Consider the following 17206-nt stretch of genomic DNA (forward strand, 5'->3'; position numbering starts at 1 on the left):
ACGTGTAATGAAAAACAGTTCGCTGTTCAAGCTGCTGCCCTTTATCATTCCGTTCGCCTTTCTTGTTCCTGTGCTCGTTACACGATCTTCCCGCTGGTTCCGCCGGGTGGATATGAGTCAACTGGATACGTAAAATGACGCCTGCGCATCCTGTACCGGGTGTCGTGCTGGGTGCAACGATAATGGCTTTTCCATCCCATCCAGAGGTCACAGCTGTTCGCATGGGGCCGGCCTTTGCCGTTTCTGCAATCATTGGGCTGATCGTATACGCCTTTGTGCGTGTGCTCCCGCTCAAACGACCGTTCCTGTCTTTTAGCAAGCAGCAGCCAAACGACCAGCAGATTCATCGGCACAACCGTACCATGCAGGGCTTTTTTGTTCATGCTGGCAATGAATTCTTGGACATGAGTAAATATCTCATTATAGGCGCATTATTGACGGCCTGTATTCAGGCATTTATCCCGCGTGATGAAAAGCTTTCGCTAAGCAATGGGACGGTCGGCTCGTATGCCTTTATGATGTGCTTTGCCTATGTACTGTCACTATGCTTATGTCTATACCCAAGCAGACTCGGTAGCTGCTTTTGACGCTTGAATGCGGCACACTACCCTACAAGGAGGATGAATGATGAACAAGATCCCTGTGATTCTAATCAGCGGCTTTCTCGGAAGCGGCAAAACGACTCTGTTGCTGCGCCTGCTGGCCCATACCCGCCAAATTCCGCTGCGTGCGGCTGTATTAATGAACGAAATGGGTGAATATGACGTAGACGCGGCCATCATTTCAGAGGAAATGCCTGATGTGGCTGTGGAGGGATTGCTGGAGGGCTGCATCTGTTGCAGCAAAAGAAGCGAGCTGGCGGGTGTTTTGCATACCTTGCTTAGCCAAGAGCCGGATGTCATTTTTATCGAGACCACTGGGGTAGCGAACCCTGAGCAAGTGCTGGAAGAGCTGCGCTCCCCCCTGCTGGCGAATCGGCTGTATCTGGTTCATAGCATCAGTGTAGTGGACGCAGAGCTTTTTCATGAATACAACAGCCGCTTCACCGCTGACAAGCAGCTGGTTCGAACTCTGCACGGACAGCTTCGCGCCGCAGACTTCATTGTGGTGAACAAGACGGATGCGGCAAGTCGCCGTGAAGTGGCGAAGGTCATCAAAAGCATTCGCAAACATAATGATACGGCCAAGCTGCAGACGGCTACATATAGCCAGGTTGATCTTGGACCATTGCTGGAGCTTGTCCTGGCCTCCGCATCCGCTGCCGCAAAGCCTGTTCAGGCGACCCAATCCTCATCAGCACAGGCCCAGCCAATCGGTGCAACCGCAATGTCCTCGACCGCTACAGCCAAGGAGATCGGACGAACCGTCAGTATTTCCACAAGTACAGCATTCAAAGTTATTTCTGCGCCCAGCCACACCCATGATTCACATCAGTCCGACTCATTTTCCCGTCTGGAAAGCTTAACTCTGCACCAATATTCTCCGCAGCCTCTGGAAAAGCAGCGCCTGGAGCATTTCCTGACCGGACTCGGCTCCTCCCTGCTTCGAGCAAAAGGCTATTGCATGCTTTCACAGGAAGGCACAATGCTTTTGCAATTTTCGGGAAATCAATTCGAATGGCAGCCTACGGCGCTTCCGGTAAGCCAGGGGTATGTCACGCTTATCGGGGAACAGCTGGATAAATCATCTATTACCGACCAATGGGAGCAATGCTTCGTATGAAAATCAGTTATAAAAAGGCTGTTCCTTTGACCTTTAACAGTCATGGAACAGCCTTTTTATTGAGAAAGACGGTTGTTATTCATGTTGAACATGCCAATACTTCATCAATTGGCATAAGAGACCTCAAATGATCTGGTTTCACGATGGATCGTGTACTTTTTCAATCGCGGAGAGTGCTTTTTCATTTCAAGACGCTTCGGGTGTTTTCTTTTGTTCTTGCATTACAATAGTAACCCTTACGATTAAATTCATTCTATAACTCAGCCTGCTCCTTGTCAACCTTACCGTGACGGCTCGTCGCTTCTTCTATCGTATTCCAGCGGTTACGATATTGGGCAAGCTTTGGATGAAGTTCCGGGGGCTCGCTTGAAATCACTAATCTGACGTCTCTGATCCATTCTTCAAACGATGCATAGGAAGCGCACAAATTCGCCGTTTCCGGAGTCATATACAAAAAAAGCGGTGTCGCATATTTCTCCATTAAAAAACGGATGGCAGCCTCAATCGGCGTATATTTCTTGCGCTTGCCTTCCCAGCTTTCAATCACAACAGCAATAAAAGCCTGCTCCCGTTGCCACTCTCCAAGCTCGTTCACCCGCTTGTAATATGAACGTACCGGCTGCTTCCACATTCTTCTGGCCGTTTCTTCATGCAGCGGATACAGCACCAATTTTGTAAAAGATAATGCCGTTCCCGTTTCGACAAAAAGCTCCAGCGCTCGAACTGTAATCTGCTCAAATGTATCATAGTAGACTATCGTTCCCTTATGCGTTGCGGTCGGAGGCTCATAGCCGTAGGGTACATATTGAAGGTTTCTTGTCATACCGGATACTCCATCCTTCCATGGGTGAACTTTTCCTTCAATATTATACCCTTGTTTTGGCATGAATTTGCATAAAAAGATTATCCTTGTTCGACAGCAGGCGTATTACGGTGCAAACCCCGCTGAAACTGAAACGCGTAAAGTCTCCTCGTCACAAGCGCAATCAGTGCAAGAACCGTAAATATATGGCTAAAATTAAATGTATCAAACCCAAAATCAGTGGTTGACGTTGCGGAAAAGGAAAAACTGGACTCTTCATGTTCACAGATGAGTCCGGTTTTCTCGTATAACTCATTGAACAAACGTCTCCCGAGGAATTGAACTGAAATTTTTCCAATTAAAAAAATGAAGTGAATTTTTTTATATCATAATAGCATACAAAATGTAAGAAATAACCACGAGAAAGAATCGAAACTCTCCCGAACTATCGCATTGCGTATGTACGACAAGTTGGACCGTATGGTCCTGCCGAATCGGCTATACTATTAGGAATTCCACAAGACAACCCACAAACAACACCTCCTGAGAAATGTAGATATGATGCATGTATTGTGATCGCAGCATGGGCTGAAATTTTTCCTACTTTGCACAAAATGGGATTTCATATTGACAACAAACCAATTTTAGAAAAATACACCGGTAATATGGTTAACAATGACTTTTGCGAAATATGTGTTCCTATAAAACGGTTATAAGTGACGAAATCTTCCATTTGCATGAAAAAGACAGTCAATCGCCTGCTTCGTCATAATAAACTATAGTTCATACTGACAAGAAGAGAGGGGATTAAACAGGCAGTATAGCGGAATGGCTATCCGTTCAGCAAATTTAGCAATAACTTGTAAATAGTCAATCTATTCTGTAAAATCAATTTAAGAATTAATCTGTGTGTTACTGGCGCGAACATGGTGAACCATGAGGGAGCACACAGAATAGCAGCCGTACGCCTGGGCAAAGTATTTGGACTTAAGTCTGTCCGAATACTTTTTTCATTTTCTGAGAGGGGTTTTTTGAATGAAAGAAGTTAATCTGAGGTATGGAATGAATCCACATCAAAAGAAGGCTAAAATATACTCCAGAGAAAACCTGCCCTTAAAGATTTTAAATGGCGAGGCAAGTTACATTAACTTTTTGGATGCATTAAATGCTTTCCAACTTGTTCGAGAACTTAGACAAAGTATTGGTCAACCGGCAGCAGCCTCCTTTAAGCATGTAAGTCCAGCTGGAGCAGCTGTATATTCCCCGTTGTGTGACTCGCTTATCAAATCTTATTTTGTTGAAGGCTTAGAGTTGTCCCCATTGGCTACCGCTTACGCAAGAGCCAGAGGGACGGATCGGATGTCTTCGTTTGGTGACTGTGCGGCTTTTAGTGACAAAGTTGATGTAACTGTAGCAAATTTACTTAAAAAAGAAGTCTCCGATATCATTGTTGCACCAGGATATGACGAGGATGCTCTGGTACTTTTAAAAAAGAAAAAGAACGGAAATTATCTCATCTTAGAGATCGATCCTGATTATGTACCAAATTCAATTGAACAAAGATCAGTGTTCGGTATCACAATGGAACAAGAAAGAAATGAAGCTAAGATTTCGGAAGAAATCTTTAATAACATTGTAACCAAACAACGAAAAATTCCCGATAACTCTAAAAGGGATCTTCTAGTTGCTATGATCACCCTCAAATACACACAATCAAACTCCGTTTGTTTTGCGCTTGACGGCCAAACGATTGGAATTGGTGCAGGGCAGCAATCACGGATTCATTGTACTCGACTTGCAGCTGGAAAAGCTGATAATTGGTGGTTAAGACAACATCCAATCGCACAACAAATGGTTTTCCGTGCTGGAATATCCCGTACTGAAGTAAATAATGCCATTGACGGTTGGACGAATGAGGACTTTACATCTGCCGAAGAAAAGCAATGGAGACAATATTTTAATGTGGTACCTGAGCGGCTTACGAAGGCTGAGAAACAAAATTGGATAACAGGCTTAAAAGAAGTTTCTTATACTTCCGACGCTTTGCTGCCTTTCCGTGATAATATTGACAGAGCTGCTCAAAGTGGTGTTAGGTACTTGGTTCAAACCGGAAATTCATTGCGTGATAAGCAAGTTATAGAAGCAGCAAACGAATATGGAATTGTAATGGCCAATTCGAATATCCGTTTATTTCATCATTAAATTGGGTTTTCTACCAGCTAGTTAATTTAACCGTCGGCACGAAAATGGTGGCCATGACGGAGAACGACACCGTTCCCAAGCGTACAAAATCTGACAGAGGAAAAATCGGGATGGCTCTGCTTCTGCCCTGGTATGGCGAACATCTTATGAGTTCCTCCTAATCCAGACACCCTGACAACGCTTTATCAAAGTAATTATGTAATCACGTTGGATGAGCTGTCCAATTTAAAGGTTTGACGATAAAACCCTAAGAGCATCCATCACACCTACAAACGTCGAATTTTACAGCAACTGCTATCCTTTTATAGCACTATTCCGTTAACTCCAGTTTATTCAAAATCCGATGTATAGCAAAAAGACGAGTCCTGTAAGGGGAGCCCGTCTTTTTGCTTGCTGGTAAAAATGCATCGTTGCTTAAACATGGGAAATTTTTGGAACTAACTAGTCAGCTGACTTCACTTGGACTAGCGGATACTCTTTCCCATCGACCGTAACCGTGCTGGCATTGTCCAGCTCCAGCCGTTGCCAAATGGTCAGCAGCGTACGATAAGGATACTTTTTCAAATCATACTTAATCGGTGCCTTAGTATCTGTGTTTGCTCCAGTATCTGAACCTGTGCCCTGGTTAGCCGTTGTTTCAGGAGTAGCAGCGGACGTTGTATTACCTGTAGCTTTATCGGCTGTTATACCGTTACCCTCTCCAGAAGTTCCCGGTGTCTTACCTCCTGTAGCGGCATTGCCGTTTTTTGCATCACCAGGCTGTCCCTTGCCTGTTTTATCAATTGCATCCTTGTCGTTCTGTTCAGCAAGCGTAAAATTTTCGTACGAATGCTCCTGTTGATCCGCACCGATAATGACAAGTTTTGAAGGCTTAAATGCTGCCTGTTCTGCCGATGTTTGAAACGCAAACAACAGCTTGACCATTCTCGTAGTCGACTTGGTGTTGGATAAATGGGTCACTATCGCCTTTGGCTCCACTTTTGCAGGTACTGTAGGCTCTGCTGCAGGCTGCTGCACAGGCTTTGGAGCCCTAGCAGGCGCAGGCGTATTGCCAGAGCCGATCACCCCGGCAACTTTCAGGCCGCTCAGCGTACCTGCAATAACAATCAGCACGATTCCCGAGATGATGCCGCCTTTGCGAAAGCGACGCAGCGTTTTGACCAGAGACGTATCCGTCTCGCGCTTCGCTGACAGGTAGAAATTTTTGAAGACCGGATTTGCGGGTTCAAAATATTGACGCCACAGCGTTTTTTTGTGAAGGCCCTCGCGCCCTTCCTTTTGGAAAAACAAAAGCAAGGCGCGTCGGTAGGCCGGTTCAAAACCGCCCCGCGGCGTAGCAAATTCAGGCTGTCCCTCGGACCAGCGGATAAAACGAAACATCGTATCGTTATCTTTCGCCCATTTGCGGACAGAGCTGACCAGACGGGCAAAATCCAACATGCCTTCGCCCGGACCGTCAGAGCGGTAAAATGCGGGCAGCAACCGGGCAAAATGGCCTTCCGTCAGCTGCTGAGGCAGCCAGCCATATGCCCAGTCTTGCACCTTCTCTACCTCGGTCGGCTCCAGGCCGTCCAGTACCGATGGTTCCGGATTCTCCGTGCTGAACCAGTCATAAGCCGCTATCAGACGCACCGCTTGTCCCTTGAGAGGAGCGGGCAGCTTGCCGACCCATTGTACCAGATCAGGCCGGGTGAAGAACGGGATTTGTACGACCTGGTCAGGTGATATTTCTTTAAGCTCTACTTCGGTAAGCAGATACCGATTGGACGCTTCCTGCAAGCGCTCCGTCAATCCGGATTGCTCCAATGGGGAACGTTTCGCTTCGGCAGCGCTGCTGTCCCATTGATGCAAGCGTTGATGGATGGCGGCCACAGCCTCTACCGGCTTTCTTTCGGCACGTAATCTGCCCAGCAATGCGGATTCAGCCAGCTGTTGAAAATCGGCATTCGCTGACACTTCGATATACCGGCTGCCCCATTCGTGCACGACAGCCAGCAGTCCCTTTACATCCTGTGTTCTCTTTATCTGACTGTCCATGTAAGGAATGAACAACATTTGGGTAAGCGCCGGATTACCCAGCACCTTTGTAAAATACGCCTTGCCTAACGACGGATTCTCTTCAATGGTATGATAAATATACGTTACGACTTCCGTATTTCTGGCGGTATAGGCGTTATTCAGCGAGCGGATCAAATATTCGACCAGTCGATTTTCGCTCGTGCGAGCATGAACCTTATAATAGTCCTTAAAGCAATCGACCAAACCTGCCTCTGGAATATATCCATCCTTTACACGGTCGAATTCGTGATCAAAGAATGATAAGAACAGATTATCCAGCTGCATTTTTCGCGGCAGCGCAGCAGGTGGCGATAAATAATCAGTCAGGCTTCGCAACACAGCGACTCGCTGTTCGTTATATAATGCGCGCTCTCCCTGTTCGATCCTGTACAGCGTAACGAGCTCATGATAGCTGGATAGCATCAGGTTTCGCCCTGCGTCCATATCTGTCAGCATTTGCTCGGCAAATTTGAAGAAATCGTCCGGCGTCCCGCCATGAAACAGTGTGCGAGCAATCCAGTCAAAATAAGGCTGTTTTATCTGCTCTGCATCCACATTAAGGATTCGAACATTGCCGGTCAGGTCAAATACAAAATCCTTGTCCACATTCCGGTCCCCAGGCCGTATACTGAAAGGCTCCACAAACATCAAGTGAATCCCTTTCCTGCTGTTCGGTTCTTTGGCATATGTAAGAAATCCGATTTTATTACGAAATGCGTAAGGTAAAGCCGCATACAGCACACCGAGCAGCAGCTTGGCTGAAGATGCTACCGCCTCTGCCGGAACATTCAGTGCGACATATACCTTTTTGCGCCCCGTCGCCGACATCATAACAGCGTATAAAAGCTGCTTGAATACTTCTTGGCTGAGCTTCAATTGAGTCAGCACCGCAGACGGGTCGATTGACGGAAATACACTTTCACCCGGCAGACGCTCCAATTCCGCCAATTCCGTTCCCTGCTCAATGTCATGGACATCGACAAAGGATGTGTTCAGCCACTGTTTGTAATCAGACGGAGATTCACCATGTCCGGCCGGAATCACATAGTTATGCGTGAAAAAGGCGCTCCGCAGCCCGGTAAAATCCGTCGCTTTATAGATGCCTCGTCCCAGCACGACATCCCCGGATTCTGTCCGTACCAGATGCATAGCTTCAGGATAGACGCTCTCTTCCTTCTCGCCACGCGCTGTTAAGGCAGCAGGCGCATCATATACGCATAAAGGATGGAGCACCTTTTTTATAAAGGAAGCATCCAGCCCTTTGGAGTTGGCCACCGTATCGAAGCCTTCCGTGGGACGGAAAATTCCACGCCGTTCCCGGGTGTACATTTGCTGCTGAATCAAATGAGAGGCAGAAAAACTCACTGTGATTCTCTCCCCTCAATGTACTTTAATTTGTAGAGCAGCCAGATGAATGGCTCATCCACACGGATCGGGCTAACCAGACCTTGCAGCTTTTGCTCGACCGGATTGCTGCCCAAGGCAGAAACCGCAAAATAGGCCGTATTTGTAAAATATACATCCATCGTGCCTTTGAACGGCTTATCCACCTTCTCGATAAAGCGCCGGACCTCGCCATCAATGTTCGCGAACTCATCCAAATCCACATACTTGCGATGCTCCATCGGATTAAAAATGTTGCTGTTCGTCTTGATGTAGGTGCCTTCGTCATCTGCCAGCGCAGTAAGCATATCGCTTTTGGTCAGGACGACTGCGGTCGGAATATCTGTTTTCCCCTTTTCCTGATAAGCGATAAAATCACCGAACAGCGTAAGGACGACATCACGCGGTTCATCATATTGCGACACCCATTCACCCGGCTTGTCACCAAGGTTGATCTTAATACGCTCCCGAATCGAGCGAATTTGCAGCGGATCGACCATAAACAAAATACCCGCCGAATTTTTAATATGCTGTCCGTGCAGCCCCAGGTAGTCCTGATCGACCATTCCCTCGCCGGCCACATCAAAAAATACCAGCGTCAGCGGCGGCTTTTCCTCATCCTTAAATACAAACTGGAAAATAAAAGGCTCCTGCATCTTTTCTTTTTGTGTCGATGTAAGCAGATCGCCCCGTTCAAACAGCGGTTCCTCATACATGCTGCGGAATTTGCGGCTGATCTCTGTATTGAGCGGCATGCAGGCTGCATCAAAATGATCGGCCGTCGTATGCTGCAAGGTGTGGATCAGGGAGGTCATATAAACCGATTTTCCAGCCTGCGAAGCCCCAATAATCGAAATAATATTACTTGGCACCTTGCCTGCAGTCACAGGCAGCCCGTTATGACAGTGCGGACACAAGCGATGACGCGTCAGCTCACCATAACGGTCCGTCAGACCTGTCAGTATATGATCGGAATATAATCGATGCTCCTCGGGGACATCATGGGGATGAAGAATCGCCTCCATATCATGCACGCTGTCCAAGCCGAAGCGTTCCCGATATTTATTCAACAGCTCATCTTCCCCCAAAGCATAGTCCTCGTCATCTTCACGATGATGAGAGGCACGGAAAACCACTTCCTCCGGTGAAAATTTACTAAAGCAATACGGGCACACAATATCATAAAATAATGGCCTTGGCGCGGCCTGAGGCTTTCTTCGGAATAAATTGTTAAGAAAACTCATCGGTTGCGGCCTCCTTTCATTCAGGAACTAATTCATATATCGTGCCATATTTCTGGCCGTCCGTAAAAAACAACCGCACATATTCGTCTCCGCCCACTTCAATCGCGGGCAACACATTCCGTCCTGCCGCAAAAGGTGACGTGAACGGATACAAGGTTCCATCCTCACGGTCTGCCGGATAACCGCCACGCTTCTTCACATAGCACAGCGCCTTCTGTGGAACAGGAACTTCGGCTGTCACCTGGATCTGGACTGTTTTACGGCTGCGAAACCAGCTTTTTTTGTGGTGAACCGCATATCTGATTTTAGCTCTGCCCGTGCTCAGCTCCAACTGATTGGCTCCGTCCGACTGACAGATTACAAAAGTATCGCCATCCCCACGGACAGCCGGATACACGGTATAGCGTACGCGTCCAAACCCTTCTACTCTGTCACGGTAACTGCCAGCCGCCTTATACTCCTCACGTGTAAAAAGTTTCAGGCTTGAAAGAGGCGGTAAGCCTTGACTCACCTGCTGTCCCTCCATACCCGGATCAGATAATTGCTTCGCAATATATACCACAGCTGCGCCCTCAGGCCACTGCCAGCGAAGCACAACCCGGTTGTCGTCCATTTTGTGTCTCAGCTCCGATATGACAGGATCACCCGGCTGTGCATCCCTATATTGCATCATTTCCAGCCTCCTGTTCTAAAATCCACTGCTGCGTCGATTGCGCTGCGGACCTTCCGGTACCCCTCTCCGCCGGCCTGACGGCGCACCCGGGCTTCCTCCACCGGAGGATCGGCGCGTATTTTCCGCAATCGGAAAAATAAATGAAGAGACAGCGATAAGAGCCGCCAGTACGAGCGCCGCCAGCAAACGAATCATCAGATCACCGATTGACGAGCCGGACAGTCCCTTTTCCAAGATGAGACCAGCGAGCAACCCGGCCGGAGCCCCGCCAATCGCAAAATTCCGTGCCAAAAAGCGATTATCGAACATCAATCCAAGAGCCAGGCCCAATAATACTCCGATCATGACCAAAGCCGTTACACGATAAATGGCAAAATACAGACTGTCCGCATATTCACCTGTTCGCTCCGTTACCAGTGTACGATCACCTATTCTGTCGTAAATTTTACCAAACGCTTGAGTAAGAGCTTGAGCGTTGGCTACATTCGAATAAGTTCCCCCTGTCAGATTAGCAATATTTTGCAATAATGCGATACCGTCCGCTTGAGCCAGCTTCAGGCCGATGGTATTAATCGGAATCTGGCGGGCGATAAAAGGAGCCAAGGCTTGTTGGGTGTCCAGCTTACTAAAGCCGTCGGACAGCATAATGACAAGCGAACCTTTTTCCATATTGCCCTGGGTTTCGATCTCTTTCATCGTCTCGTCCAGCGCAAGCCCGATCTCTGTACCGCCTGATATAATGGTCTGCATACTATCGATTTTAGCATAAACCACCTGCTTCTCTGCGTCTGTGCCAATTGGAGTAAACGGCTGAACCAAATGCGCAGTGGATTCAAAGGAAACAATGGCCACCCGCTTGTCTCCATTCATTTGTCCAATCAGGCTCTTGGCAGCTGACAGCCGTTCATTACCAGGATCTGTATCCTGCATACTTCCCGAATTATCGATCACAAGCACAAGGTCCTGTACACTTTTGTGACCTTCCGGGTTAACCTGATAGCCCAGTTCCAACAGCAGGCCTGCCACAAACAACATGACCAGCGTAGCGGGTACCAACAGCTTCCAGGATAGCCCTGAGTAGCGCTGCCGCCATGAATGTCCGTTCAGCTGTGGTGAAATCAATTCGCCGATAAAACATCCCAGACCAATGCATAGCGCCATGATGCCAAAATACAGCCCAATCACGATAATATGCGACCAGTGTCCTATCCATTGGTGAAGAATAATTTCTCCTAAAATGAAGCCCACTACAGCCCCCAGCAAGCCGAACAGCAGCAGGAGAACATTGAATTTACGCTGCTTCATAAGAATCATTGCTTCCTTCCATCTTTAAAATAAGATTAACAAAGGGCTACCGCAGCTCCGGCAACCGATCCGCGGCAATTCCGTGAAACTCAAAACCGTTCGCAATATATGTCTCATAATATGTCTTGCCGTTGCGATAAACCATCAGATCCTCCAGATGAAAGCCGCCCATCAAATGCAGCTTTTCCACCCCGCTGCTACGGCGTTCATGCACAAAACCGAGCTTGTAAATACGCGAGGTAATGTCTACATCCATCGCATAGGGAAGAAATTCGCCTTCATAGTCACCGAAGAAATACTTTTCTTCATACCGATGCTCATGGGTGTAGTCCAGCAAACGCACGTTAATTCCGCCATGCTCCTCTAATGTTTGGTACAGCTTTTTAAACAGCTCATCCTGTGGAACGACCAGCCGATTTTCATAGGCAGCAGCTACATTGGCACGACGCAGCAGTTCCTCTTCGAATGTCTGATTAAATGGCTGTGAGCTGAGGATCAAGGTACGGCAGGTCTGTATAAGCCGATCCACTAGGGAGGACAGGCCTTCGTCCAGCAATCCTGACACGGGCCCCATATGGCGATGATCAAATAATACGGATTTTCCCCGCTTCGTTTCCAGCTCATGCATGACATCCTCGGTCACACGCTCGTAATACTCGAACAGATTTTGACCTGTGTAACTGTCAGCCTGGCGAATACTGTCACTGGCAGCCTGATGCAATTCACGCTCCAAGTTGACCAACTGTACCGTAACATGCTTTGCCTGTGCGTGCCATTTTTCAAGTGCCAGCTCATAGCGGCGCAATAGCTCCAAATCCGCTTGAATCCGCAGCATGTGCAGCTTATGTCCATAGACTGTCTCGGTCAGGTAACGGATCAGGCTGCGCACATTATGCTTATCCATAAGCGGCAACCGCTGGAAAGGCTGATCTTCCACCCGCCCGCTATAGAGGGTGTCCAGCTCGGCAGCACTAATCTGTAAATCATTCGACGTATCACGAATCATTCCCCGAATAGCCGCAAGCACATTTCCCGGTTTATTTTCATCCGTCCAGTCTGCCAGTTCAAATGAACCGATCCCGGGATGCTCCTTCGCAGCCGCATGTACAGCCGACTGCAAATGCAGCTCCGCCTGAAAATCGTTCAGACGTTGGTGTACGGCCCGTTCACAATTATCACGGAAAAAGGCTTCACAGCCCTGACCAAACAAGGCTTCTTCCGCCTCACGCAAGGTCATTCGCTTTAACGAGCCATAGCTGGCTCCACTGGTCATCAGCGCGCTCATGTCCATAATTGCCTCATTGCCAGGCACAAGTTCATTGCACGTACGACTGCGCTCGCCGGCATCAAGACCAAAATAAGTCAGTTTGTCCCGCACTTCCCACTCCCGCTCCGTTCTCATACGTGCCAACAGCTTCACATAAAAATGATACAGCACCGTCAGCGCGATCGACTGGTTGGGGCGCTTGACCCGGGAAAATCCGGCCGACACATAGCCCTGCCGCCCGGATTCTGTCATGATGTTGTTCTTAAACGATGTATTATTGTAGCCTCCATCCTGTGACCGGTAGGAATCTCCTGCCTGATAGCGATTTTTGAGAAGCTGGATATGACAAATGATGTCGCAGCTCTCGCGCAGGCTATTCGGCACGGTTATACCACGCTCATTCTTGTCGGACAGCACATAGACCAGATCGAACAACGGCGACGGGGCATGGGATACCGGGATGGTCAATTTGTCCTCGGTCATATGGAGCGGTGCCGTAAACGTATACTCCGGGCTCTGGATATAGTCCAGTTCCCGCATAAAAGCAACGGACACTGCGCTGCTGTAACCGAATTGGGCAGCCTGATCCCCTTCACTCATCAACACATACAAATCCATCTGTACAGACTTGAAGGATTGGGCGAAGATGTATTCCGCCAACAGCGTAATCTCGGGAACCAATACATTCATCGGATCATCGGCTTTCGTCAAGATCGACAGATGGACACGCTCAAACGAGGAATACAATCGGCCGTAATCCGCCAAATGCCCGCTTGCGCGGCGCAGCGCGGTGTTAAGCTCAATCAGCTGCAATTCATGTGTATAAAAAGCCTGATGCAAATCGCGGCGGATCGTTTTGTGGCTGCTTTCCTCCGATACCGCCACCGTATGCGTTATAGCACCCACGGAACGTTCTTCAGCCCCTTGCTCTTCCTGCGAGCGAATCTGAATATACGTTACCCCTGTGCTGTTATCCCACTTGGTCCGGTTGATATCTGCAATGGTGTTCATCACCGCTTCCATACCGTCACCGATAAAAAGAAACACGGACGGGAAATGAATGCTGCTGCGTCCATCCCCGCTTCCGATAAATTGGTCCTCTGCGGCTGCATAGTCAGCCGCAAAACGTAACAGCTGCTCTCTCATACTCTACTTCAACTTTCTGCGGATGTCGTTTAATTTTCCGGCCATCTGTGCATAAAACGCATAGAGCTCCGCTCCGTTGGCCAGCTCCACCTTTTCATATTCCAATTGATTGCGGGCTTCTGTATAAGTCGCAGCGAGTTCATCCAGCTTTGTCAGCAATGGTGTAATATCCTCTGACGAAGTCAAAACAGCATCGCGGCGATCTGCCTTACGCATCAGGGCTGCAAGTTTTTTCTCTTCCAGACCGCGGAAGTTTGCAAACACTTCAAACTCCACATAATTGCGACTCTTCATAACGTTGGCAAACGGCTCCCAAGCCTCTTCCTCTTCGTCACGGTCATAGACATACAACGCGCCTTTTTTCGTAATTGTGTCGGTGTAAAGCACCTGAATGAACTGATTCAGCCATTTTTCCTCATCCTGATATTTGCCCAGCAAAGCCTCCAGTTCCGCAGCCTTGACTTCGATTTGGCTATATTTCGCCAGTTCCTCACGAACCACCTGCGTAAGCTCCGGTGAACGGATCAGGTTCTCCTTGGCCATGTCTTCATTGATACTGCCAAAGATGTCCTTGCTTCCCGTCTGTTCCAGTCCTTCAGCCAGCAGCCGTTTCAGTTCAGTCCACGCTCTCTTCACCTCACCCAGATTGGGCTTGGATTCCTGCAAACGCATATCAAAGCCTGCCAGCACCGCATTCAGATCCAGTGCGCGTGAACGCAGCACGGTAAAGCGGCTGCTCGTATTCTGATCGACATCCTTCTCACGAATCACACCAAATGACTTCGCTTGGTCAAAGTCCTTTCGAATACGGGCATTGTAGGCCTGCACACGCGGATTGACATAGGTTTCACCCCATGATTTTTCAGGGATTGGCGAAGGCAGATTAGTCCAGTTGTTCTGACCTGTCTGTACCAAATGGCGGCCAACGCCTTCACGTTCAAGAATCGTTTTTTCATAGCTTTCTTCGTAAACTTTGAGCGGCGTGTATACAAACAGCGGTACGCCATTGCGTGTATTAAGCCAGAAAATACGGTTACGGACCTCACTCTCTTTAATTGTAAAGTGAGATTTGCCGATCGCATTATTTTGATAATTGCGAACGCCTTTCAAAATATTAGGCGACTGGACAGGAACCGAAACAAACCCCCATGACGGGAAGTACAAATTACCCGAGCTGTTGCTCAGATGGAAAACAGGCACTGCCTCTTCATCCAGCTTGCTCGCAATGTAGCGCTCCACAAATTTTTCAATCGCTTCATCCTGCCCGTATTTCATGACAAGGAAATCCTCCATGGAACGGGTAATGAGATCACCGAACTTTTCAGTCAAGAAATTGGAGATCGAGCTGATGATATCCATATCCTGATCCTTCACCCATTGATCTGAATTTTCCAGCAATTCCTGGGCAAAATCACGAATCAGATCATCACCGTTACGCTTATCCAGCAGCTTGGTCACGACTTCAGAAATATCCGGAACACTTACCAGATTCCAATAGTACGTTTTGTTGCCCTTATGATCAGCTTGCTCCTCACCATTGATCAGCAAATCACCATTCTTTTCAAAAATCGCACTCAGTGCGTTCAAAATTTCAGTAAATACGTTATAAATGCGGTTGTTTTCCTTATTTAGCAGGTCATACAGGTCCTCATAAAATTCAATCAGCTGCTCTGTGCGTTCCACATCGGCCCGAAGCCAATATTCATTGATTTTGGCCTCTATATACGCATTTTTCTTTTTGTCCTTGGACACAAAGGCACTCTTGGCATCGCCCAGCTTCTCGCTTGCCTGCTCCCGCGCCCATTCAATATCCGTAGGGATACGGTGCAGGGATTCACGCAATGTTTCAATATAGGAAAGCAGCATTTTCAGCAAGCTGAATCCTTTTTCCGTATAAATCATGCGCGACACATAAAACGGCCCTTGCTCGGGATGCAGGAACATCCGGCGAATCTGGTCCGTAAACTGCCCGGTTATCTCCCCTGGAAGCTGTTTTTTCGCTTTGATGTATTCTTCACGGGCACGCGTCAGGAACGTTTGCTCCAGCTCCGTGTCCATATTAACAACCTGCATTTTTACAACGTTGCTGTAGCTTAGTCGCTCACTATTTTCAAATCCCGGCAGCGGCTCCGGCACACGGGATTCAAAGTTTTTGATCATACTGTCCAGATCAACGCCCAGCTTGCGGGCAAACTTCTCGACATCCTCTTGATTCGGCGATTTCTCGAACATTTTGGACATTTTACCAAATAACCGGTAGGCCAGATAGGTGGTCATTTCCTCCATCGGCAACACGGCCGAGGATGCCCCGATAATATTGTAGTCGTAGTTTGCCGGATAGGTCTTGTTCATTTGGGCAATGTTCGTGCGAATGTTGCTGATATAGTCATGAATGGCGAACTCTTCGCCCGACTGTTTTTCCTCGCTCGCCATAAAGTTGGTGATGTTCTCGGCGGTGACATTCATACAGTAATCATAGGCATTTTCCAGCAGCTTGCCTTCCGTATTCGTGGCCGAAATCAGGTGGCACAGATTAAACGGCGGCAGCGGCGAGTTTACGGTCAAAATGTTGCCGTACTGCTGCTTAAAGCGTTCACCGCGGCTGTCCACATTCATCCAGTAGTCCAGTTCTTTCAACGCGGCATAGCCGTTCTTTTTAATGTATTCACGCGTATGCTCGCTCAGGCTCTTGTTGGCCAGGTTAATATCCGGTGTAAACAGATAACCTAAAGTGTTCACACGGTCTACACCTGCGGAGCCGTAGTCGCGCTCAATAATTCCCCGGACGATATATGAGATGTCCAGGAAGGTGCCGCTACCCGTACCGCCGGACAAACCGGACAGCAGGAACACCATCAGCTTTTTGTTGGTGCCTTCGGACAGGGTTTTGATTTTTTTGTCAATGCTTTGTACGACCTGATTAATTTTGGTGAACAGCAGCAGGCGTCCGGCTTGACGCACTCCTGCGGCACCGTTCATTCCATCGGTAATGCTCAGCTCGGGGGACAGCCAATCGGTAATGTACGGTTCCAGAATGCTGCGATTTTGCAGCAATCCGCCGATTTCGGCATTAGACAGCAGTACAAACTCATTGATCGGGTCCAGCCCAATGCCCTTGTATTTTTTGTTGCGGTCCTGCTCATTTGTTTCAAAAGCGAGAAATTCCACATTGTCCGGCTTCTCGCTCTTCTTCTTGGAAATTGGATCTGCCGGCAGCTTGAATCTGCGGTTAATTTGGTATTTTAACCGGAGGAGGGCATCAATTCCCGTACCTCCGAGTCCGATAATTAAAATAGGATTATCAATGGTATCCACTCTGATTTTATCGCTTACGATTCCCCCGCCGAGTGATACGTCTAATTGTTGGATATGCTCTCTAACTACTGGTCTCATCGTTTTAACCT

Annotated in this window: 13 protein-coding genes, 2 pseudogenes and 1 riboswitch; of the genes and pseudogenes, 7 read left to right on the top strand and 8 right to left on the bottom strand. The window is 48.1% G+C overall.

From position 1 onward, the window contains the following. Window positions 1-7 precede the first annotated feature (7 nt). Genes JO375_RS24460 through JO375_RS01295 form a run of 4 tightly spaced genes read left to right on the top strand, consistent with a single transcriptional unit; the run spans window position 8 to window position 1853 of the window. On the top strand, window positions 8-133 hold the full coding sequence (locus JO375_RS24460) for a hypothetical protein (RefSeq protein WP_267497643.1): 126 nt from the start codon (window positions 8-10) through the stop codon (window positions 131-133). 1 nt (window position 134) lies between these two features. Then, on the top strand, window positions 135-587 hold the full coding sequence (locus JO375_RS01285; RefSeq protein ID WP_229522768.1) for a permease: 453 nt from the start codon (window positions 135-137) through the stop codon (window positions 585-587). A 37-nt stretch (window positions 588-624) separates the two neighbouring features. Beyond that, window positions 625-1722: a CobW family GTP-binding protein gene (locus JO375_RS01290; RefSeq protein ID WP_322098682.1), complete on the top strand. Its 1098-nt coding sequence runs from the start codon at window positions 625-627 to the stop codon at window positions 1720-1722. Next, entirely contained in the window at window positions 1701-1853 is a 153-nt protein-coding gene (locus tag JO375_RS01295; protein ID WP_229522770.1) for a hypothetical protein, read from the top strand. Before JO375_RS01290 ends, JO375_RS01295 begins: the two co-directional genes overlap by 22 nt. On the opposite strand, the pseudogene rpmG reads toward JO375_RS01295, so the two are convergent. Beyond that, window positions 1827-1940, bottom strand: a pseudogene (gene rpmG, locus JO375_RS01300) (50S ribosomal protein L33); the annotation flags it as partial. The gene JO375_RS01295 and the pseudogene rpmG sit on opposite strands and share 27 nt — an antisense overlap. Before the next feature lie 35 nt (window positions 1941-1975). Further along, window positions 1976-2545 carry a hypothetical protein gene (locus JO375_RS01305; RefSeq protein WP_229522879.1) on the bottom strand — a complete coding sequence of 190 codons (570 nt, stop codon included), beginning with the start codon at window positions 2543-2545 and terminating at the stop codon, window positions 1976-1978. A gap of 407 nt (window positions 2546-2952) precedes the next feature. On the opposite strand from JO375_RS01305, the gene JO375_RS01310 reads away from it, so the two are divergent. From JO375_RS01310 to JO375_RS24925, 3 genes and pseudogenes are all read left to right on the top strand, one after another. Further along, window positions 2953-3240, top strand: a complete 288-nt coding sequence (locus tag JO375_RS01310) for a hypothetical protein (protein WP_229522880.1) — start codon at window positions 2953-2955, stop codon at window positions 3238-3240. Between the two features lie 185 nt (window positions 3241-3425). Continuing rightward, a riboswitch (ZMP/ZTP riboswitch) is annotated at window positions 3426-3505 on the top strand. 54 nt (window positions 3506-3559) lie between these two features. Next, window positions 3560-4726, top strand: coding sequence for a phosphoribosylaminoimidazolecarboxamide formyltransferase (locus JO375_RS01315; RefSeq protein WP_229522771.1), 1167 nt, complete (start codon window positions 3560-3562; stop codon window positions 4724-4726). A 5-nt stretch (window positions 4727-4731) separates the two neighbouring features. Next, window positions 4732-5009, top strand: a pseudogene (locus tag JO375_RS24925) (beta-mannosidase); the annotation flags it as partial. Window positions 5010-5167: 158 nt separating this feature from the next. Here the strand turns inward: JO375_RS24925 and JO375_RS01320 are convergent. Genes JO375_RS01320 through JO375_RS01345 form a run of 6 tightly spaced genes read right to left on the bottom strand, consistent with a single transcriptional unit; the run spans window position 5168 to window position 17195 of the window. Next, complete coding sequence (locus JO375_RS01320) at window positions 5168-8149, bottom strand: GAP1-N2 domain-containing protein (RefSeq protein ID WP_229522772.1); 2982 nt, start codon at window positions 8147-8149, stop codon at window positions 5168-5170. After that, on the bottom strand, window positions 8146-9411 hold the full coding sequence (locus tag JO375_RS01325; RefSeq protein ID WP_229522773.1) for a TRAFAC clade GTPase domain-containing protein: 1266 nt from the start codon (window positions 9409-9411) through the stop codon (window positions 8146-8148). The genes JO375_RS01320 and JO375_RS01325 overlap by 4 nt, the downstream gene beginning before the upstream one ends. Window positions 9412-9427: 16 nt before the next feature. Then, window positions 9428-10081: a beta-mannanase gene (locus JO375_RS01330; protein WP_229522881.1), complete on the bottom strand. Its 654-nt coding sequence runs from the start codon at window positions 10079-10081 to the stop codon at window positions 9428-9430. A gap of 18 nt (window positions 10082-10099) precedes the next feature. Beyond that, on the bottom strand, window positions 10100-11389 hold the full coding sequence (locus JO375_RS01335; protein ID WP_229522774.1) for a vWA domain-containing protein: 1290 nt from the start codon (window positions 11387-11389) through the stop codon (window positions 10100-10102). Window positions 11390-11435: 46 nt separating this feature from the next. Further along, window positions 11436-13802 (bottom strand): transcription initiation factor TFIID, encoded by a 2367-nt coding sequence (locus JO375_RS01340; protein ID WP_229522775.1) that lies wholly within the window; start codon window positions 13800-13802, stop codon window positions 11436-11438. 3 nt (window positions 13803-13805) lie between these two features. Next, window positions 13806-17195, bottom strand: coding sequence for a tubulin-like doman-containing protein (locus tag JO375_RS01345; protein WP_229522776.1), 3390 nt, complete (start codon window positions 17193-17195; stop codon window positions 13806-13808). Between the last annotated feature and the right edge of the window lie 11 nt (window positions 17196-17206).

The sequence above is a fragment of the Paenibacillus farraposensis genome, assembly GCF_020736845.1.
Lineage (GTDB): Bacteria > Bacillota > Bacilli > Paenibacillales > Paenibacillaceae > Paenibacillus > Paenibacillus farraposensis.

Bases quoted from the DNA above. Each gene is read 5' to 3' on its own strand.
- JO375_RS24460 (WP_267497643.1), top strand. From the start codon at position 8: ATGAAAAACAGTTCGCTGTTCAAGCTGCTGCCCTTTATCATTCCGTTC.
- JO375_RS01285 (WP_229522768.1), top strand. From the start codon at position 135: ATGACGCCTGCGCATCCTGTACCGGGTGTCGTGCTGGGTGCAACGATA.
- JO375_RS01290 (WP_322098682.1), top strand. From the start codon at position 625: ATGATGAACAAGATCCCTGTGATTCTAATCAGCGGCTTTCTCGGAAGC.
- JO375_RS01295 (WP_229522770.1), top strand. From the start codon at position 1,701: ATGGGAGCAATGCTTCGTATGAAAATCAGTTATAAAAAGGCTGTTCCT.
- JO375_RS01305 (WP_229522879.1), bottom strand. From the start codon at position 2,545: ATGACAAGAAACCTTCAATATGTACCCTACGGCTATGAGCCTCCGACC.
- JO375_RS01315 (WP_229522771.1), top strand. From the start codon at position 3,560: ATGAAAGAAGTTAATCTGAGGTATGGAATGAATCCACATCAAAAGAAG.
- JO375_RS01325 (WP_229522773.1), bottom strand. From the start codon at position 9,411: ATGAGTTTTCTTAACAATTTATTCCGAAGAAAGCCTCAGGCCGCGCCA.
- JO375_RS01330 (WP_229522881.1), bottom strand. From the start codon at position 10,081: ATGCAATATAGGGATGCACAGCCGGGTGATCCTGTCATATCGGAGCTG.
- JO375_RS01335 (WP_229522774.1), bottom strand. From the start codon at position 11,389: ATGAAGCAGCGTAAATTCAATGTTCTCCTGCTGCTGTTCGGCTTGCTG.
- JO375_RS01340 (WP_229522775.1), bottom strand. From the start codon at position 13,802: ATGAGAGAGCAGCTGTTACGTTTTGCGGCTGACTATGCAGCCGCAGAG.
- JO375_RS01345 (WP_229522776.1), bottom strand. From the start codon at position 17,195: ATGAGACCAGTAGTTAGAGAGCATATCCAACAATTAGACGTATCACTC.